This is a genomic window from Pseudomonas sp. B21-047, assembly GCF_024748775.1.
GTDB lineage: Bacteria > Pseudomonadota > Gammaproteobacteria > Pseudomonadales > Pseudomonadaceae > Aquipseudomonas > Aquipseudomonas capeferrum.
In genome coordinates this window covers 4,718,967-4,736,403 of the sequence record NZ_CP087169.1, presented here as the reverse complement: position 1 = coordinate 4,736,403, position 17,437 = coordinate 4,718,967, and the positions used below count along the sequence as shown (strand labels likewise).

Genomic DNA, 17,437 nt, shown 5'->3' with positions numbered 1-17,437 from the left:
GACTCACGAGTCACATGCAGACTGACGATTTGGATTCAAGCAGTGGCCTGGGAATCCTGCAAGTGCCGTTCGGGTAAAAATGTGACCTGAACCGCTGGGCGGTCGTATTGGACCAGGCAGAGGCCTAGACGCCGGCAACTTCCTCGTCGGTCAACGCCCTGTAGGCGCCTGGCGCCAACCCTGGGTCCAGGCGAATCGCGCCCATGCTCTCACGGTGCAACCCCACCACCTTGTTGTCGAAATGGCCGAACATGCGTTTGACCTGATGGTACCGCCCCTCGACGATCGCCAGCCGGGCCCGGCGCGGGCCGAGGATGTCGAGCTGGGCGGGCAGGGTGGTGAGGTCTTCGAATGCAAAGTACAGGCCTTGCTGGAACGTGGCGGCATAGTGCGGGCCAATGTCGTCCTCGGTCTCGACCAGGTAATGCTTGGGCAGCTTGGTGGTTGGCTGGGTCAGGCGCCGTGACCATTGGCCGTCGTTGGTCAGGATCAGCAGGCCGGTGGTGTTGAAGTCCAGGCGCCCGGCAATGTGCAGGTCGTCGCGCATCTCGGCGGGCAGTAGCTCAAGCACCGTGCGGTGCTGCGGGTCGAGCGTGGCACTGACGTACCCGGCTGGCTTGTTGAGCATCAGGTAGCGCGCCGGCCGCCCGGCCTGCAGCAGTTGCTCATCCACTTCGACGCGGCTGAACTCACGCACCGGGGTCAACGGGTCGGCCGCGACGATGCCATCGACCCGCACACGGCGCTGCACCAGCAGCAGGCGAACTTGCTGGCGGTTGTAACAGGGCAGGTTGGCAAGGAAACGGTCAAGGCGCATGGCGAACAGGGCAGAAGAAGCGGGCGCGCAGTCTAGCGCTTTGTGCCGGGCGCTGCTGCCTGCAGTTGCGTTTCGACTACTGCACAGCGTGGGCACAGGCAGGCCTTGTCCCGTAATTCGGCGGGCAGGGCCTGGAGCACGGCGGGGTCGATGGTCACGCTGTAGCACCAACAGGCCTGTGTGGCGCTGCGGGGGTCGGCGAGGCTGCACTGGTTGAGGGCGCCGCAGGCGGGGCAGTGCTGGCTGTCATTCATGGCTGGGTCCGGGGGCTTCACTGCAGACGCGGTTGCGGCCGGCCTGCTTGGCACGATAGAGCGCACGGTCGGCGCGGGTCAGCAGGGCATGCAAGGTATCACCCGGCTGCAGGCTGCTAAGGCCGATGCTGGTGGTCAGGCGCAAGGGTTGGTCGTCATAGCTGAAGGTCAGTTGCTCGGTGCGGCGACGGATTTTCTCCGCCACTTCGATGGCTTGCCGGCCTTGTGCTTCACGCAGCAGCACGATGAACTCCTCACCGCCCCACCGGCACAGTATATCCGACTGGCGCAGGCTGCCCTGCAGCACATTGGCGAACTGGCGCAGCACTTCGTCGCCTGCCAGGTGGCCGTGGGTGTCGTTGAGGGCCTTGAAGTGGTCAAGGTCGATCAACAGTGCCACCAGTGGGCCGCTGTCACGCTGGGCTTCATGCAAGGCCTGGGCGGCCAGCAGGTCGAAGCTGCGCCGGTTGGGCAGGCCGGTAAGGCTGTCGAGGGTGGCCAGCGCCTCGGTGCTGGCCTGGTGGCGCTTGACCATGGCATGCACCAGCGCCAGCACCACCAGGGTGATCATCGCGCAGATCGCCAGGTTCAGGTACAGCGAGTGGCGGATGCGGTCCAGAGCACCGGTCTCGCGCTTGTCCACCAGCAGGTACCAGTCCAGCTCGGGAAGGTGGCGCACATTCAGGAAGTGGCTGTGGTTGTCGCTGTCGCGGTATTCGTGGCTGCCTTCACCGGGTATCGGTTGCTGGGCCAGCAGGTCGCTCAGTTCGGGGTTGTCGCTTAGCGGCTGGCCGACCCGCAGGCCATGCGGGCCACCGTCGGAGCCGGTCAGCAGGACCTTGCCCTTGGCGTCGGTGAACAGCACCGAGCGCTGGTAGCGCCGCTGGTACTGGTCGATCAGCTTGACCACCGACGACACGCTCAGGCCTACGCCGGCGGCGCCGATAAAGCGCTGTTGGTAATCCAGCACCTGGTAGTTGATGAATACCGTCAGGCTGTCCTGGTTGGCCATGTCCAGGTCGACGTTGATCTCGTAGGGTGCCTTGAGGTCGCGCAGGCGGAAGTACCAGGCATCGCGCCAGTTGCCTGGCTTGATCTGCTTGAGCACACCCTTGGCCTGGTAGTAGGTGAGGCTGCGCTCAGAAACGAAAAACGAGGTGAAGGTGTCCTGCTTGCCCATGATCTCGCCCAGGTAGCGGGTGATGCGCTGGGTGTCCTGCTCACCGGACAGCACCCAGTCCCGCAGGAAGGTGTCCTGGGCCATCATCGAGGCGATCAGCACGGGGCGGATCAGGTCTTTCTGGATTTCCGAATAGACCGTGTCGGCGGTCAGTGGCAGTTCGGTATTGACGATGCCATCGCGGATGGCGCTGCGCGAGGCGAAGTAGCTGAGCAGTGAGGTGGCAAGGAAGCCGCTGGCCAGCAACATCAGCAGGGTAATGATCAGCGAGCGCTGCGAAAACAGAGCGGAACGTACAGGCATGATCTTCCCGTGATGTGTGCCAAGGCGCTCATTCTAGTGAGATGGCCGGCAAATGACTGCAAGTTTTTCAGGGTTATCCGAGCTGTTTCAATTTATTGCAAAAATGGCACTGCACCCGGGTGTGGCGGTCTTATTCAGTATCGATGAACGCCTTACGCATCGATGCTCGTCAGCGCCGCTGTGCGGGCACTCCAGCGGTCCAGGAGGCCGCCATGTCCTATCGAATTCTGTTGATCGCCCTGCTGGGTCTGATGACGTCCGCCTGCGCCCCTTACTACGGTGGCGGGGGCTACTACCGTTCCGATTACTACACCAGCGACCGCTACGTGTCGCCGGGGTATTACCGCCACGACCGCTACTATGTGGCGCCGCAACCGCGCTACTACTACCAGCCAGCACCGCGCTACTACCGCCCGGCGCCGGTGCCGCAATACAGGCCACACCCCCAGCCAGGGATGAGCCAGTGGCACGGTAAGCCGCGGTATGACTATGGCAATCGCCAGCGCTATGACTATGGGCGCGACCGCGATCGTCACGACTATCGCGATGGCAGCCAGCGTTACCAGAACGATCGCTGGCACTCCAATGGGCGTGGGGATCGTGACCGCAGGCCGGAGGGCGGCCGGGGGCAGGGCCGCAACTGGCAACGGTGATGCAATGGGGGCGCTTTGCGCCCCTTTCCATGACCCGGTCATACCTGATCAGCGAGATCCGCCAACGGGTGGCGCCCTTCCCAGACCTTGGCAAAGTGCGCCTCGACCACCGCCGCCGGTACCTGGGCTACATCCGGCCAGTGCCAGCGCGGCTGATTGTCTTTGTCCAGCAGGCGTGCGCGCACCCCTTCGCTGAAGTCCGGGTGTCGGCAGCAGTTCAGGCTCATGCTGTATTCCATCTGGAAGACCTGCGCCAGCGACAGGTGCCGCGCCCTGCGTATCTGTTCCCAGACCAGGTGCGCCGTCAGCGGGCAGCCTTCGTGCAGCCGTTTGCCGGCTTCGGCCAGCAGCGGGTCATCATGGTATTTCAGGCCCTCCAGTGCCCGCCACGCGGCGGCAGGGTCGGCAACGTCGAGCAACCGATCGATCTCGTCGCGGCGGGGCAGCCACTGCGCTTCGGGCAGCTCGGCGCAGGCGCGGTGCTGTTCGGCCTTGAGCAGGCTGTTCAATTGCAGGGCGGTCTGTTCCTGCCAGTTCAGTTGCAGCAACTCTTCGATCAACGCCTCTTGCTGGTACTCACCCAGGAACCGGTCGGCCAGGCCCAGGTCGAGGGCATCATGGGCGTTGATCGGGGCGCCGGTGAGCCCCAGGAACAACCCGAGCTTGCCTGGCAGGCGGGCCAGGAACCAACTGGCGCCGACGTCGGGGTACAAACCAATGCTGATCTCTGGCATGGCCAGGCGGCTACTGGGGGTGACGATGCGCACGCTGGCGCCTTGCAACAAGCCCATGCCCCCGCCCAGCACATGCCCATGCCCCCAGCACAGCAAGGGTTTGGGGTACGTGTGCAGGGCGAAATCGAGGCGGTATTCTGCGGCGAAGAAGGCGGCGGCCAACGGCGGCACGCTGCCCGGGTGTGCCCGGCAGGCCTGGGCCAGCGCACGCACATCGCCCCCCGCGCAGAACGCCTTGGTGCCGTTGCCGCGCAACAGCACGCAGACGATTTCGGGGTCGCGGGCCCAGGCGTGCAGTTGTTCGCCGAGCACTTCGATCATCCGCAGGTTCAGCGCATTCAGCGCTTTGGGTGCATCCAGGGTGGCGATGCCGATGCCGGCGCCGTCGGCACCGGTGAGTACCTCGCAATGAATGGACATGGACTACCTCTCGCAGGTCATGGCTCAAGTATGGCCTGCCTGGGCGATCATGCCGGTCGTCGGTCGGATCGTTTGACAAGCGGGAGTGGCTTACCTAGTGTCGCGCCATTGTTTACGGATGGCCCCATGACTGACGACGATCGCATCAAACTCGAACCCAGCTGGAAAGCCGCATTGCGCGACGAGTTCGACCAGCCCTATATGCATCAGCTGCGTGACTTCCTGCGTCAGGAGCACGCGGCCGGCAAGGAAATCTACCCACCGGGCCCGCTGATCTTCAATGCGCTCAATTCGACGCCGCTGCCGCAGGTCAAGGTGGTGATCCTCGGCCAGGACCCTTATCACGGCCCCGGGCAGGCCCATGGCCTGTGCTTCTCGGTGCAGCCCGGCATTGCCACGCCGCCGTCGCTGGTCAATATCTACAAGGAGCTGCAGCGCGACCTGAACATCCCGATCGCCAGCCACGGCTATTTGCAGAGCTGGGCCGAGCAAGGCGTGCTGCTGCTCAACACGACCATGACCGTGGAGCGTGCCAATGCGGCTTCGCATGCCAAGAAAGGCTGGGAGTTCTTTACCGACCGCGTCATACAGGTGGTCAGCGAGCAGTGCCCGAACGTGGTGTTCCTGCTGTGGGGCGCGCATGCCCAGGGCAAGCAGAAGCTGATCGACGGCACCAAGCACCTGGTGCTCAAGTCGGTGCATCCGTCGCCGTTGTCGGCGTACCGTGGGTTCCTCGGCTGCGGGCATTTCAGCCGGGCCAACGGCTTCCTTGAACAGCGCGGGTTGGCACCGATCAACTGGGCCTTGCCGCCGCTGTGACAGACCGCATCACCTCCCTCGCGAGGTGATGCGTATTTCAGCGTTGCCCAGCATTCCAGAGCCGGAACAACGGCTCTGCCAGAAACAGCACGAACAGCAAGCGCATCACCTGCAATGCCGTCACCAGCGGCACCGACAACTGCAGGGTCTCGGCTGTCAGGCTCATCTCGGCAATCCCGCCCGGCATCATCCCCAGCGTCAACGAGCGCAGGTCCAGTGCGGTCATCACGCTCAATGCCCAGGCGGCACTGGCGGCGATCAGCATGCACAAGGCCGTGGCCACCAGGGTACGCCCCAGGAACGACGGTGCCCGGCGGAAGAACGCACGGTTGAAGTGACATGCCAGCCCGCTGCCGATCAACCACTGGCCGACTTGGCTGGCACCCTCGGGCAGGGCGATCTGCAGGTTGCCGGCAAGGCTTAACGTGGCCGCCACCAGCAAGGGGCCGAACAGCCAGGGGTTGGGCTGGCGCAGGCGTTGCCAGAGCAGCGCCACGGCAATGCCCAGCGGTGCGATCAAGGTCAGCCAGCCCCAGCTGACGCTGCCCGCGTGGTTCAGCGCCACTCCGTCACCCAGCAGCAACTTGAACAGCGCCGGCACGCACAGCACCACTGCCAGTACCCGCAAGCTCTGCGCTGCGGCGACCTGGCTGAGCACTGCACCGTTGCGCGCCCCCAGGTTGACCATCTCCCCCGACCCACCCGGCATGCTGGCGAAGAAGGCGGTCGCGCGGTCCTCGCCGGTGCGGCGCAGCAACCACACGCTGATGACGCTGGACAGGGTGGTGAACAGCGCGCCAAAGAAGATCAGCGCAAAGTGGCTGGCCACCTGCTCGATAACCGCCGGGGTGAAGTGCAGGCCGATGCCGATGCCGATGATCCATTGCCCGCATTTGCGGCCATGGGGGATTTCCGAAAGTTGCCAGGGCGTCAGGCAGCGCACCAGGATGATCGCCAGCAACGAGCCGACCATCCAGGGCAAAGGCCAGCCGACCCGGCTGGCGAGATACCCGCCAGCAAGGCCGACCAGCCCGGTAGCCCAGTACAGCGGCAACGACCGATCAGGCATCAGCCATGGCCCGGCGTTGCTGGCTGCGCTTGCGCCAGATACGCAGCAGCGGCAGGCAGAGCATGCAGCCCACCAATATCCAGCCACCCAGGCTGATCGGGCTCGACCAGAGGATGCCCAGCTCACCGTTGGAGATCGACAGCGCACGGCGCAGGTTCTGTTCCATCAGCCCGCCGAGGATGAAACCGAGCAGGATCGGCGACAGCGGGAAGTCCAGCTTGCGCAGGATATAGCCCATGATGCCGATGCCGACCATCAGGAACAGGTCGAAGGTGGTGGCATGCACGGCGTACACGCCGATCGCGGTGATGATCGCGATGACCGGCACCAGCGCCCAGTTCGGTACCGCAAGGATGCGGGTGAAGATGCGGATCATCGGGATGTTGAGGATCACCAGCATGATGTTGGCGATGAACAACGAGGCGATCAGGCCCCAGACGATGTCGGGCTGCTGCTCGAACAGCAGTGGGCCGGGGGTGATGTTGTACAGGGTCAGTGCACCGATCATCACTGCCGTGGTACCTGAGCCTGGCACACCCAGGGTCAGCATCGGTACCAGGGCGCCGCAGCAGGATGCACCGATGGCGGTTTCCGGGGCGGCCAGGCCGCGGGCATCGCCCTTGCCGAACGTGCCGCTTTCGCCGGCGATACGCTTCTCGGTCATGTAGGCCACGGCACTGGCCAGGGTGGCGCCAGCGCCCGGCAGCACGCCCATGATGAAGCCGAGCAGGCCGCAGCGGATGTTGACCACGAACACCGAGGCGGCTTCCTTGAAGTTGAACAGCATGCGCCCGGTGGCCTTGACTGCCTGGTGGCCATGGTGGGTCTTTTCCAGCAGCAGGAGGATTTCGCTGACCGAGAACAGCCCCAGCACCAGCACCACGAACTGGATGCCGTCGGCCAGGTGCACGCTGTCACCGGTGAAGCGGTACACGCCGCTGTTGGCATCGATGCCGACTGCCGACAGGAACAGGCCGATCAGTGCGGCGATGAAGGTTTTCAATGGCTTGTCGCCGGCCATGCCGCCCAGGGCGACGATGGCGAACACCATCAGCACGAAGTACTCCGCCGGGCCGAAAGCGATGGCCCATTTTGCCAACAGCGGGGCGAACAGCACCATGCCGCAGGTGGCGATGAAGGCGCCGATGAACGAACTCCAGGCAGACAGCGACAGCGCCACGCCGGCCAGGCCCTGACGGGCCATCGGGTAGCCGTCGAGGGTGGTCATCACGGTCGAAGCTTCGCCCGGGATGTTCAGCAGGATCGAGCTGATGCGCCCGCCGTATTCACAGCCCAGGTAAACCGCGGCCAGCAGGATCAGTGCCGACTCAGGGGGCAGGCCCAAGGCAAAGGCGATGGGGATCAGCAGCGCCACGCCGTTGATCGGGCCCAGGCCCGGCAACAGCCCGACCACGGTGCCGATCAGGGTGCCACAGAGGGCGGTGACCAGGTTGTACGGGCTCAGGGCGACGCCAAAGCCCTGGCCCAGATAGCTCAAGGTATCCATGTGTCAGTTCTCCAGTACGCTCAGCAGGCCAAGGGGCAGGGGCACGTCCATGACGCGGTCGAACAGCCAGTAGAGGAACAGGCTCATGCCGACCACTACGATGGCGCTGTGCAACCAGCGCCCGCCGTACAGCCGGGCCATCGGCAGGCCGATCAGGATCGCGCTGAGGATGAAGCCCAGGGCTTCGAAGGTGGCAGCGAAGACGACCAGCAGGCCGACACAGGCGGCGATCTTGATCAGGGTTTCGCGGTCCAGTTCGGGTTCGTCGTCCTTGCGCACGATCGGCGTGGGGCGGATCACCAGGTACAGCAGGCCCAGGCCCATCAGGCCGAGCATCAACAGCGGGTAGGCGCGCGGGCCAACCGGCTCGTAGGAAAACGCAGCCTGGTACGGCCAGGCCATCACGGCCAGGGCGGCGCAGACGGCCAGCAAGGCCAGGGCGAAGAGACGTTGCAGGATCATCGGGGAATCCTCGTTTTTATTCTGAACAGCGCGGCCCTTGTGGGAGCGGGTTTGCCCCGCGAACACCGGCAAAGCCGGTGCCATGCATCGCGGTGTTGGCTTCGCGGGGCACGCCCGCTCCCACGCGGGCGGTGACAGGTCGTCAGGCCTTACTGGATCAGGCCGAATTCCTTGGCCAGTGCCTTGTAGTCAGCCACCTGCTTCTTCACATAGCCGTCCAGCTCTTCACCGGTCATGGCGAACGGGAACAGCTCGCGCTGGTCACGCAACGTGGCGAAGTCTTCGGAGGCCAGCATCTTGTCGAACGAGGCTTTCCACCAGGCGTAGTCTTCGTCGCTCACCTTCGGCCCGAGGTAGAAGCCGCGTACTACCGGCCAGACGATGTCGTAGCCCTGCTCCTTGGCGGTGGGGATGTCTTTCATCTCCGGCTCGTCCAGGCGGTTCTCGGAGAACACCGCGAGGATGCGCATGTTCCCGCTCTGGATGTGCGGCATGGAGTCGGAGATGTCGGTGGAGCCCACCTGGATATGCCCGCCCAGCAGCGCGGTGGCAATTTCGCCGCCGCCTTCCAGGGCCACGTAGCGGAGGTCACGCGGGTTGATACCGGCGGCCTTGGCGATCAGTGCGGTCTGCATCCAGTCCTGGCTGCCGACGGTGCCGCCAGAGCCGATCACCACCTTGCCCGGGTCTTTTTTCAGCGCGGCGACCAGGTCGTCGAGGGTCTTGTAGGGCGAATCGCTTTTCACGGCGATGGCCCCGTAGCTGGTGCCGACCGCTGCCAGCCATTTCACCGCGCTCTCGTCGAAGCGGCCGAACTTGCCCTGGGCCAGGTTCAACAGCGAGCCGCTCGACCAGGCCACCAGGGTGCCGGCATCACCTGGGCGCTGGGCCACCACGGCGTTGTAGGCCACAGCCCCGACACCGCCGGGCATGTAGGTGACGCGCATGGGCTTGCTGAGGATTTTCTCCTGCACCAGCGCGCTTTGCACCAGCTTGCAGGTCAGGTCGAAGCCACCACCCGGCGAGGCGGGGGCGATGCATTCGGGGCGTTTCGGTTCGGCGGCGAGGGCATTGCCGGCCAGCAGCAGGCAGCCGGTAGCGAGGACGAGGCGGCGCAGTGAAAAGGTCATCGTCAATCTCCGTGAGCGTTGTTGTTATTGGGTTACCACAGGGCCACGCTGTAGCTCACCAGCAGCCGCACTTCGTCGGCGTCGCGGGCAAAATTCGAGCGGAAGGTGGCATTGCGCAAGCGCACGGCGACGTTTTTCAACGGGCCGCTTTGTACCACGTACTTGAACTCGGTGTTGCGCTCCCACTCCTTGCCCTCGCTGCCATCGGCGCGGCTGACGTTGTCGCCGCTGATGTAACGGGTCATGAAGGTCAGGCCGGGGATGCCCAGGGCGGCGAAGTTGTAGTCGTAGCGCATCTGCCAGGAATGCTCGTCGGCCCCGGCGAAGTCGTTGATCTGCACGAAGTTGACCAGGTACGGGTCGGCGCCGTCGATGTAGGGGAAGGCGCTGTCACCGGACAGGTGCTGGTAGGCGGCGCTGACCTTGTGCCCGCCCAGGGCGTAGCTGAGCATGCCGTTGACGGTGGTGTTGTCGATATTGCCGGCCTTGGCCTGGCCTTGGTCATCACTCACCGCCAGGCGCAGGTCGGCGCCGAAGGTGCCTGGGCCCCACGGCTGGGTGGCGACCATGCCCAGGAAGTGCTGGCGGTAGATGTCGTCGAGCTGGGCGAAGTGGTAGCTACCGGTGATGCGATCGGTGAACTGGTAATCCAGGCCTGCAAGGTCCAGGTTGTCGGCCGAGAAGGTGCCACCGAAGCGGCCGTTCTTGTTGTTGAGCGCCAGGTCTTCCCAGTTGGTGTCGTTGCGGTCCTTGGCCTTTTCCAGGCGCCCACCGGTGAAGGTCAGGTGGCTGATTTCTTTCGAGGTCAGCAGGCCGCCTTCGAAGGTTTGCGGCAGAATGCGCCCGTCGTTGGGCTGCAGGGTTGGCAGTTCCGGGATCAGCGTGCCGACTTTCAGTTCGGTCTTGGACACCTTGATCTTGCCGGTCAGGCCGAGCTTGGAGTACTCGTCGGCAGCCTTGCCGTCGTCATGGGTCGGCAGCAGGCCGGTGTCGGTGCGGTCGGGGCTGGAGTCGAGCTTGATGCCGAGCATGCCCAGCGCATCCAGGCCAAAGCCCACGGTGCCATCGGTGTAGCCGGACTCGAAGTTGAGGATGAAGCCCTGGGCCCATTCGTCGCGCTTGGATTGCTGCGCGCTGGTGCCGTCGCGAAAGTCGCGGTTGAAGTACATGTTGCGGGTTTCGAAGGTCGCCGTGCTGTCTTCGAAGAAGGCGGCCTGGCTCAGCGGTGCGACACCGGCAAGCGCAACGGCGCTGGCGATGGCGGAGGGGCGTGCGGCAAAGGAACGGGTAGGCGCGAACGCCTGCGGCTGCGATGACAGCATCGAGATGGCTCCGTTTATTGTTCTTATTGGTTGCACCTTGCTGGTGCTTTTTTCGGCGCGTGGGGCGACCGTGGTGCGATGCTAGGTCGCCAACCTTTCGCTAACCTTTCAACGAGAAAGGTTTGTTACAAGGGGCTTCACAGGCGGGTCTACAGCGGTACACTCCGCGCCACCGCCCCACCCGAGCAGGGAGAAACCGATGCGTGTGCTGTTGGTCGAAGACCACCTGCAACTGGCCGAAAGCGTGGCCCAGGCCTTGAAAAGCCACGGCTTGACCGTGGATGTACTGCATGACGGCGTGGCTGCCGACCTGGCCCTGGCCAGTGAGGAATATGCGGTTGCCGTGCTCGATGTCGGCTTGCCGCGCATGGATGGCTTCGAGGTGCTGGCGCGCCTGCGCGGGCGCGGCAAGACCCTGCCGGTGCTGATGCTGACCGCGCGCAGTGACGTCAAGGACCGGGTTCACGGGCTGAACCTGGGCGCTGACGATTACCTCGCCAAGCCCTTCGAACTGACCGAGCTGGAAGCTCGGGTCAAGGCCTTGCTGCGCCGTAGCGTGCTCGGTGGCGAGCGCCAGCAGCGCTGCGGGCCGCTGGTGTACGACCTGGACACCCGGCGCTTCAGCCTCGGCGAAGACAACCTGACCCTGACCTCACGAGAGCAGAGCGTGCTTGAAGCGCTGATCGCACGCCCAGGCCGGGTCATGAGCAAGGAGCAACTGGCCGCCCAGGTGTTTGGCCTGGACGAGGAGGCCAGCCCCGATGCCATCGAAATCTATATCCACCGCCTGCGCAAGAAACTCGACGGCCACCCGGTGGCCATCGTCACCTTCCGTGGCCTGGGCTACCTGCTCGAGCATCGCGATGCGTGACAACGGCAGCCTGCGTGGGCGGCTGCTGGGCAACTTGGCACTGCTGCTGGTGGTGCTGATGCTGGCCAGCGGCCTGAGCGCCTACTGGAACGGCCGCGAAGCCGCCGACACGGCGTACGACCGGACCTTGCTGGCCTCGGCGCGGACCATCGCCGCAGGCTTGTCGCAACGCGATGGCTCGTTGAGCGCGGATGTGCCCTACGTGGCCCTGGACACGTTCGCGTACGACAGTGCCGGGCGCATCTACTACCAGGTACTGGACATCAAGCAGCGGTTGATTTCCGGCTACGAGAACCTGCCAGCACCGCCGCCGGGCACGCCGCGCACGGATGACTACCCGGCGCTGGCGCGTTTCTACAATGCGACCTACCTCGGCCAGGACGTGCGTGTGGTCAGCCTGCTCAAGCCGGTCAGCGAGCCGAACATGAACGGCATGGCGGAAATTCGCGTGGCCGAGACCGAGGAGGCGCGCGTGCGCATGGCGCGGGGGTTGATGGCCGACACCCTGCTGCGCCTGGGCATGCTGGCGCTGGGCGCCTTGGTGATGGTGTGGTTTGCCATCAGTGCGGCGCTACGCCCGCTGGAGCGCCTGCGCACCGCCGTGGAAGAGCGTCAGCCCGACGACCTGCGGGCCTTGCCTGTGGTCCAGGTGCAACGCGAACTGGGCCCGCTGGTGCGTGCCTTGAACCATTTCACCGAGCGCTTGCGCGGTCAGTTCGAACGACAGGCGCAGTTCATCGCCGACGCCGCCCACGAATTGCGTACCCCCCTGGCGGCGCTCAAGGCACGGGTCGAGTTGGGCTTGCGCGCGTCCGAGCCCGAGCAATGGCGCCAGACCCTGGAGTCCGCAGCCCAGGGCACCGACCGCCTGACGCACCTGGCCAACCAGTTGTTGTCTCTGGCGCGGGTCGAGAATGGTGCCAGGGCGATCGCCGAAGGTGGCGCGCAGCGCCTGGACCTTAGCCAACTGGCCCGCGAACTGGGCATGGCCATGGCGCCGCTGGCCCACAAACGCGGGGTGGCGCTGGCCCTGGAGGCCGAGGCGCCGGTCTGGCTCAAGGGCGAGCCGACCTTGCTCAACGAGCTGTTGAGCAACCTGGTGGATAACGCCCTGGCGCATACCCCGGCCGGTGGCAACGTGATCTTGCGGGTGGTGGCGCCGGCGGTGCTGGAAGTCGAGGATGATGGCCCGGGGATTCCCGAGGAGGAGCGCGAACGGGTGTTCGAGCGCTTCTACCGCCGCAGTGCCCAGGGCAGTGGGCTTGGGCTGGCCATTGTCGGCGAGATCTGCCGCGCGCACTTGGCGCAGATCAGCCTGCACGATGGGCAAAAGGGCGGCTTGCGGGTGCGCGTGAGCTTTATCGCCGATTGAGTCTGCAACCGCTGGGCCTCAAGGAGGCCCCGGCGCCATCAGCGCAACAGGCTCCGCGCCTCAAGCAACTCTTCCACCTCAAGCTCGGTGCCGAACGGCAGCCCCAGGTGGCGGTACGCCGGCAGTGCCGCCAACGGCCGGCTGCGCCCCCGCTGGCTGATGCAACGGGCGATCTGCACGACGTCGATGTAATCGACCTTGTCGGTCTGCCGGTCAAGGTCCTGAACCTGGCTTGGCAGGTTGACCAACTGCTCGGGAAACTCCCATGCCTTGAGGATCTTGTCGCCCAGCGCCGGTTGGATCTGCTCGATCACGTAATGCAGGCAGACCGGGTCGGAGAGCAGCTCGTTGTGTTCCTCGGCGTAAATCAGTACGGGCAGCGCACCGATCTGGTTGACCAGCCCGCCGAGGGTGGCCTGGTCTGGTTTCAGGTGGGTGTAGCGGCGGCTTATTTCATAGCTGATACCTGCAACTTCCAGGCTGTTTACCCAGATATCGCGCAGTTTTTGCTCAACGGCTGGCGAGCGGGCATGGAAGATCTGCTCGATCACCAAGCCGATGGCCAGGTTGCAGCTGTAGTTGATGCCCAGGCGGGTGATTGCAGTGTGCAGGTCGGTGACCTCTACCGCGGCACGCAGCAGCGGGCTGTTGACCACTTTGATCAGCCGCGCCGAGAGGGCTGCGTCGCGGCCGATCACCTTGCTCAAGGCCGACACACTGATCTCGCTGTCCTCGGCCGCCTCGCGGATGCTCAAGGCAACCTCGGGGAGGGTGGGCAGGACCAGGTCATCCTTTTCGATGGCTTCAAGCAGTTGTGCTTGAACCATCTCGGCCAGCTTGTTCATGGACTTCTCTACCGCAGTGGTGGTGCGGCCCCGTCACGCGGACGGGGCAGGCTGGTCAGCGCTGGATTTCCCGGTCGCGGTCCAGTTCGTAGGGCAGGCTCAGCACGTGCAGGCGTGGCCCTTCCAGGCTGCCCAGGTGCAGGTTGTCATCGTTCACCGCATCGGCGCTGAGCACCGCGAGCAACTCACAACCTACACCGGTGCTGGCAGCAATCACCACTTCACCGACCGACGAGCCATGGGTTGGCGAGAAGATCTCGGCACCGGGCGCGGGGATGGCCTGCTGGTCGAGCGCCAGGCGGTACTGACGGCGCTTGAGCTTGCCCAGGTACTGCATGCGGGCGACGATTTCCTGGCCGGTGTAGCAGCCCTTCTTGAAGCTGACACCGTCGACGGCCTGCAGGTTGATCATCTGCGGGATGAACAGTTCACGGGTAGGGCCCATGACCTGGCCGATGCCGGCGCGAACCTGGCCCAGCAGCCAGTCATTGAGGCTGCCTTCGGGCAAGCTTGCGGCAAGTGTTGCGGACACTGCGCTGGATTGCTCGGCCGGTGCCCACAGTTCAACCCGGCCCGCCGACACGGCAATGGCGATCAGGCCCGCGTGGCGCACGGTGGCGCCCGCCTCGGTGGGTGGCGTCACACCCAGTGCCAGCAGCGCTGCATCGCCGCCCTGCAGGCCAAAGCGTGCCCAGGCGGCGCTTTCGTCGCTGAGGGTGGCTTTGGAGAACACGGCGTACTTCTTCAGGTCGGCCAACTGCGCGTCGAGCAGTTCGCTGGCCATGGCCAGCAGGTAGCCGTTGCCTTCCGGCACGATGCGAAAACTCGACTGCATGCGCCCCTTGACCATGCAGCGGGCGCCGAGGCTGGCATGTTCCTGGCTGAGGTAGTTGATGTTGCAGGTCAGCTGGCCCTGCAGGAACTTGCCTGCGTCGGAGCCGCGGACGGCGAGGATGCCCTCGTGGGACAGAGGGCTGAAGAAAGCGGAATCGGCCATGGGTCATCGCGGTGGCTTAAAGACTGGCGGCCATCATAGAACGCCAGTAACAAAATAGGTAGGTGACTAGACCAACGCCCTGTGCCGCTTCGCTCGCCTGGCTGTATACTGGCGGGCCATTCGAGGAGGGCCCCATGGTCGAACAAACTGAACTCAACCGGCTTTTCTGGCACAGCCGTCGCGGCATGCTGGAACTGGACGTACTGCTGGTGCCTTTCACCCAGGAAGTCTACGCCACCCTCAACGAAGCCGACCGTGAGCTCTATGTGCGCCTGTTGAGCTGCGAGGATCAGGACATGTTCGGCTGGTTCATGGAGCGCACCGAGTCTGAAGACCCGGAGTTGCAGCGCATGGTCCGCATCATCCTGGACCGTGTCCAGCCCAAGTGAGTTTTTCCAGAGCCGTTGGCAGGGCTCGCGCCTGCTGCTGACGGCCTACCTGAGTTGCCAGGTGCTGGCGCTGCTTACCGTGTGGGTGAGTGCGTTGCCCTGGTGGCTGTCCCTTGCTGTTGCTGCCGCCTGCATTGCCCACGCCAGTTGGGCCATCCCCCGACGTATTCTGTTGACGCATGATCATGCCGTTGTGGGCGTGCGCCGTGATGCGCGTGGCTGGCAGGTACTGAGCCGTGCCCGAGGCTGGCAGCCGGTGCGCTTGTGCCGCGATAGCGTGGCGGTGCCGGGGCTGGTGGTGCTGCGCTTTGTGCGGGAGGGGGGCTGGCTGGGGGAAAGCCAATGCATAGCGCCGGATGCGCTGGGGGCTGATGAGCACCGGCGGTTGCGGGTACGGCTGAAATTCAGCCGGCGCAGGTGGGGGCAGGCAAGCCAGGTATAGATCGAAACGGCGCAGGCCTTTTCGCAGGGTTACCCGCGAAAAGGCCGGCATGGTTTTCAGAACGGGCTGAGGATGGTGTCCTTCGCCTCGTCCAGCATCCCTGGATAATCCAGCGTGTAATGCAAACCACGGCTTTCCTTGCGCTGCATCGCCGAACGAATCATCAGCTCCGCCACCTGGGCCAGGTTGCGCAACTCGATCAGGTCGCGGCTGACCTTGTAGTTGCTGTAGAACTCGTCGATTTCATCAAGCAGCAGGCGGACGCGGTGTTCGGCACGCTGCAGGCGTTTGCTGGTGCGCACGATGCCCACATAGTCCCACATGAAGCGGCGCAGCTCGTCCCAGTTGTGCGCGATGATCACGTCCTCGTCCGAGTCGGTGACCTGGCTTGCATCCCAGCCGGGCAGGGCTTTGGGCATTTCGATCTGGTCCAGGTGCGCCTGGATGTCTGCGGCAGCCGCGCGGCCATAGACGAAGCACTCGAGCAGCGAATTGCTGGCCATCCGGTTGGCGCCATGCAAACCGGTGAAGCTGGTCTCGCCGATGGCATACAGCCCCGGCACGTCGGTATGGCCGCGGTCGTCGACCACCACCCCGCCGCACGTATAGTGAGCCGCCGGTACCACAGGGATCGGCTGGCGGGTGATGTCGATGCCGAACGTCAGGCAGCGCTCGTACACGGTGGGGAAGTGGCCCTTGATGAACTCGGCCGGCTTGTGGGTGATGTCCAGGTACACGCAGTCCACGCCCAGGCGCTTCATCTCGTGGTCGATGGCGCGGGCCACGATGTCGCGGGGGGCCAGTTCTTCGCGTGGGTCGAAACGCGGCATGAACCGCTCGCCGTTGGGCAGGCGCAGCAGGGCGCCTTCGCCGCGCAGGGCTTCGGTGACCAAAAAACTCTTGGCCTGGGGGTGGTACAGGCAGGTCGGGTGAAACTGGTTGAATTCAAGGTTGGCCACCCGGCAGCCGGCCCGCCAGGCCATGGCGATACCGTCGCCGCAGGCGCCGTCCGGGTTGCTGGTATACAGGTAGACCTTGGCCGCACCACCGGTGGCCAGCACGGTGAAGCGCGCACCAAAGGTATCCACTTCGCCGCTGTTGCGGTTAAGCACATACGCACCCAGGCAGCGCTCGCCGGGCAGGCCCAGGCGGCGCTCGGTAATCAGGTCGACCGCCACGCGCTGCTCCAGCAACTCGATATTCGGGCGTTTTCGGGCCTGGGCCAGCAGGGTGGTGAAGATCGCGGCGCCGGTGGCATCGGCGGCGTGGATGATGCGCCGATGACTGTGGCCGCCTTCGCGGGTCAGGTGGAACTCGAAGCCCCCATCGTCGACGCCGTGCTGCTCGTCCCGGGTAAAGGGCACGCCTTGCTCGATCAGCCATTGGATGGCTTCGCGGCTGTGCTCGACGGTGAAGCGCACGGCGTCTTCATGGCACAGGCCGCCGCCGGCATTGAGGGTATCCTCGACATGCGACTGGACGGTGTCGGTGTCGTCCAGCACTGCGGCGACGCCACCTTGGGCCCAGAACGTCGAGCCATTTGACAGGTCGCCCTTGCTGAGCACGGCGACGCGCAGGTGGCTGGGAAGGTTCAGTGCCAGGCTGAGACCGGCGGCACCGCTGCCGATCACCAGGACATCATGTTGGAATTGTTGGCTCATGTCGGGACACTAGTAATCTACGGAAGGGGCGCGGCACAATAGTCACGCGCCGATGGCATTGTGAAACTATCGTTAAACCAGGCCGGGTTGCCTTTATAGCAGCCCCGGGTGGCCAATTTCCATGCCACTTGCCAGCTTGCGGTAACCTTTGTGGGAACTTTCCGACATTGCCGGAAATCCTATGAAGGCT

18 protein-coding genes are annotated in these 17,437 nt (G+C 64.7%); 6 read left to right on the top strand and 12 right to left on the bottom strand.

Translation table 11 applies throughout. The annotated features are described in order from the left end of the window. Window positions 1–124: 124 nt before the first annotated feature. From LOY26_RS21395 to LOY26_RS21385, 3 genes are read right to left on the bottom strand one after another with little or no spacing between them, the layout of a single operon-like run. The gene (locus LOY26_RS21395; RefSeq protein WP_186656583.1) at window positions 125–817 is read right to left on the bottom strand and encodes a pseudouridine synthase; all 693 of its coding nucleotides are present in this window, start codon (window positions 815–817) and stop codon (window positions 125–127) included. Window positions 818–849: 32 nt separating this feature from the next. Then, complete coding sequence (locus LOY26_RS21390; RefSeq protein ID WP_258714072.1) at window positions 850–1,071, bottom strand: cysteine-rich CWC family protein; 222 nt, start codon at window positions 1,069–1,071, stop codon at window positions 850–852. Continuing rightward, window positions 1,064–2,554 carry a sensor domain-containing diguanylate cyclase gene (locus LOY26_RS21385; RefSeq protein ID WP_186656593.1) on the bottom strand — a complete coding sequence of 497 codons (1,491 nt, stop codon included), beginning with the start codon at window positions 2,552–2,554 and terminating at the stop codon, window positions 1,064–1,066. The genes LOY26_RS21390 and LOY26_RS21385 overlap by 8 nt, the downstream gene beginning before the upstream one ends. A 212-nt stretch (window positions 2,555–2,766) precedes the next feature. Here LOY26_RS21385 and LOY26_RS21380 point away from each other — a divergent pair, with 212 nt between their 5' ends. Continuing rightward, a complete protein-coding gene (locus tag LOY26_RS21380) occupies window positions 2,767–3,207 on the top strand; it encodes a hypothetical protein (protein WP_186656595.1) in 441 nt (146 codons plus the stop codon). Between the two features lie 38 nt (window positions 3,208–3,245). Here LOY26_RS21380 and LOY26_RS21375 read toward each other — a convergent pair whose 3' ends face one another. Continuing rightward, window positions 3,246–4,361, bottom strand: a complete 1,116-nt coding sequence (locus tag LOY26_RS21375) for an enoyl-CoA hydratase/isomerase family protein (RefSeq protein ID WP_156310221.1) — start codon at window positions 4,359–4,361, stop codon at window positions 3,246–3,248. A gap of 126 nt (window positions 4,362–4,487) precedes the next feature. Between LOY26_RS21375 and ung the strand changes: the two genes are divergently transcribed. Beyond that, window positions 4,488–5,180 (top strand): uracil-DNA glycosylase, encoded by a 693-nt coding sequence (gene ung, locus LOY26_RS21370; protein ID WP_186663421.1) that lies wholly within the window; start codon window positions 4,488–4,490, stop codon window positions 5,178–5,180. Between the two features lie 37 nt (window positions 5,181–5,217). On the opposite strand, the gene LOY26_RS21365 is transcribed toward ung, so the two are convergent. The 5 genes from LOY26_RS21365 to LOY26_RS21345 form a co-directional block, all read right to left on the bottom strand. Next, window positions 5,218–6,249: an AbrB family transcriptional regulator gene (locus tag LOY26_RS21365; RefSeq protein WP_186656602.1), complete on the bottom strand. Its 1,032-nt coding sequence runs from the start codon at window positions 6,247–6,249 to the stop codon at window positions 5,218–5,220. Further along, window positions 6,242–7,756 carry a tripartite tricarboxylate transporter permease gene (locus LOY26_RS21360; protein ID WP_186656606.1) on the bottom strand — a complete coding sequence of 505 codons (1,515 nt, stop codon included), beginning with the start codon at window positions 7,754–7,756 and terminating at the stop codon, window positions 6,242–6,244. The genes LOY26_RS21365 and LOY26_RS21360 overlap by 8 nt, the downstream gene beginning before the upstream one ends. Window positions 7,757–7,759: 3 nt before the next feature. After that, window positions 7,760–8,218 carry a tripartite tricarboxylate transporter TctB family protein gene (locus LOY26_RS21355; RefSeq protein WP_186656609.1) on the bottom strand — a complete coding sequence of 153 codons (459 nt, stop codon included), beginning with the start codon at window positions 8,216–8,218 and terminating at the stop codon, window positions 7,760–7,762. Between the two features lie 149 nt (window positions 8,219–8,367). Continuing rightward, window positions 8,368–9,348, bottom strand: a complete 981-nt coding sequence (locus LOY26_RS21350) for a tripartite tricarboxylate transporter substrate binding protein (protein ID WP_033702722.1) — start codon at window positions 9,346–9,348, stop codon at window positions 8,368–8,370. 32 nt (window positions 9,349–9,380) lie between these two features. Beyond that, on the bottom strand, window positions 9,381–10,670 hold the full coding sequence (locus LOY26_RS21345; protein ID WP_047583619.1) for an OprD family porin: 1,290 nt from the start codon (window positions 10,668–10,670) through the stop codon (window positions 9,381–9,383). A 199-nt stretch (window positions 10,671–10,869) separates the two neighbouring features. On the opposite strand from LOY26_RS21345, the gene LOY26_RS21340 reads away from it, so the two are divergent. Beyond that, on the top strand, window positions 10,870–11,541 hold the full coding sequence (locus LOY26_RS21340) for a response regulator (RefSeq protein ID WP_027594137.1): 672 nt from the start codon (window positions 10,870–10,872) through the stop codon (window positions 11,539–11,541). Continuing rightward, window positions 11,534–12,913, top strand: coding sequence for a sensor histidine kinase (locus LOY26_RS21335; protein WP_033702720.1), 1,380 nt, complete (start codon window positions 11,534–11,536; stop codon window positions 12,911–12,913). The genes LOY26_RS21340 and LOY26_RS21335 overlap by 8 nt, the downstream gene beginning before the upstream one ends. A 38-nt stretch (window positions 12,914–12,951) precedes the next feature. Here the strand turns inward: LOY26_RS21335 and LOY26_RS21330 are convergent, their stop codons facing one another. Continuing rightward, a complete protein-coding gene (locus tag LOY26_RS21330; protein WP_186656611.1) occupies window positions 12,952–13,758 on the bottom strand; it encodes an HDOD domain-containing protein in 807 nt (268 codons plus the stop codon). A 55-nt stretch (window positions 13,759–13,813) separates the two neighbouring features. Further along, window positions 13,814–14,755, bottom strand: a complete 942-nt coding sequence (locus tag LOY26_RS21325; RefSeq protein ID WP_033702718.1) for a folate-binding protein YgfZ — start codon at window positions 14,753–14,755, stop codon at window positions 13,814–13,816. Between the two features lie 134 nt (window positions 14,756–14,889). Here LOY26_RS21325 and LOY26_RS21320 point away from each other — a divergent pair, with 134 nt between their 5' ends. Both LOY26_RS21320 and LOY26_RS21315 read left to right on the top strand, forming a co-directional pair. Next, window positions 14,890–15,144 (top strand): succinate dehydrogenase assembly factor 2, encoded by a 255-nt coding sequence (locus LOY26_RS21320; protein ID WP_027594141.1) that lies wholly within the window; start codon window positions 14,890–14,892, stop codon window positions 15,142–15,144. Continuing rightward, entirely contained in the window at window positions 15,128–15,586 is a 459-nt protein-coding gene (locus LOY26_RS21315) for a protein YgfX (protein ID WP_258714071.1), read from the top strand. The genes LOY26_RS21320 and LOY26_RS21315 overlap by 17 nt, the downstream gene beginning before the upstream one ends. Before the next feature lie 56 nt (window positions 15,587–15,642). On the opposite strand, the gene nadB is transcribed toward LOY26_RS21315, so the two are convergent. Then, complete coding sequence (gene nadB, locus LOY26_RS21310; protein WP_033702716.1) at window positions 15,643–17,247, bottom strand: L-aspartate oxidase; 1,605 nt, start codon at window positions 17,245–17,247, stop codon at window positions 15,643–15,645. Window positions 17,248–17,437 lie beyond the last annotated feature (190 nt).

Excerpts from the sequence above, each read along its gene's own strand:
- LOY26_RS21355 (WP_186656609.1), bottom strand. The coding sequence starts at position 8,218 with ATGATCCTGCAACGTCTCTTCGCCCTGGCCTTGCTGGCCGTCTGCGCC.
- LOY26_RS21375 (WP_156310221.1), bottom strand. The coding sequence starts at position 4,361 with ATGTCCATTCATTGCGAGGTACTCACCGGTGCCGACGGCGCCGGCATC.
- LOY26_RS21360 (WP_186656606.1), bottom strand. The coding sequence starts at position 7,756 with ATGGATACCTTGAGCTATCTGGGCCAGGGCTTTGGCGTCGCCCTGAGC.
- ung (WP_186663421.1), top strand. The coding sequence starts at position 4,488 with ATGACTGACGACGATCGCATCAAACTCGAACCCAGCTGGAAAGCCGCA.
- LOY26_RS21330 (WP_186656611.1), bottom strand. The coding sequence starts at position 13,758 with ATGAACAAGCTGGCCGAGATGGTTCAAGCACAACTGCTTGAAGCCATC.
- nadB (WP_033702716.1), bottom strand. The coding sequence starts at position 17,247 with ATGAGCCAACAATTCCAACATGATGTCCTGGTGATCGGCAGCGGTGCC.
- LOY26_RS21365 (WP_186656602.1), bottom strand. The coding sequence starts at position 6,249 with ATGCCTGATCGGTCGTTGCCGCTGTACTGGGCTACCGGGCTGGTCGGC.
- LOY26_RS21385 (WP_186656593.1), bottom strand. The coding sequence starts at position 2,554 with ATGCCTGTACGTTCCGCTCTGTTTTCGCAGCGCTCGCTGATCATTACC.
- LOY26_RS21340 (WP_027594137.1), top strand. The coding sequence starts at position 10,870 with ATGCGTGTGCTGTTGGTCGAAGACCACCTGCAACTGGCCGAAAGCGTG.
- LOY26_RS21380 (WP_186656595.1), top strand. The coding sequence starts at position 2,767 with ATGTCCTATCGAATTCTGTTGATCGCCCTGCTGGGTCTGATGACGTCC.
- LOY26_RS21320 (WP_027594141.1), top strand. The coding sequence starts at position 14,890 with ATGGTCGAACAAACTGAACTCAACCGGCTTTTCTGGCACAGCCGTCGC.
- LOY26_RS21335 (WP_033702720.1), top strand. The coding sequence starts at position 11,534 with ATGCGTGACAACGGCAGCCTGCGTGGGCGGCTGCTGGGCAACTTGGCA.
- LOY26_RS21325 (WP_033702718.1), bottom strand. The coding sequence starts at position 14,755 with ATGGCCGATTCCGCTTTCTTCAGCCCTCTGTCCCACGAGGGCATCCTC.
- LOY26_RS21350 (WP_033702722.1), bottom strand. The coding sequence starts at position 9,348 with ATGACCTTTTCACTGCGCCGCCTCGTCCTCGCTACCGGCTGCCTGCTG.
- LOY26_RS21395 (WP_186656583.1), bottom strand. The coding sequence starts at position 817 with ATGCGCCTTGACCGTTTCCTTGCCAACCTGCCCTGTTACAACCGCCAG.
- LOY26_RS21390 (WP_258714072.1), bottom strand. The coding sequence starts at position 1,071 with ATGAATGACAGCCAGCACTGCCCCGCCTGCGGCGCCCTCAACCAGTGC.
- LOY26_RS21345 (WP_047583619.1), bottom strand. The coding sequence starts at position 10,670 with ATGCTGTCATCGCAGCCGCAGGCGTTCGCGCCTACCCGTTCCTTTGCC.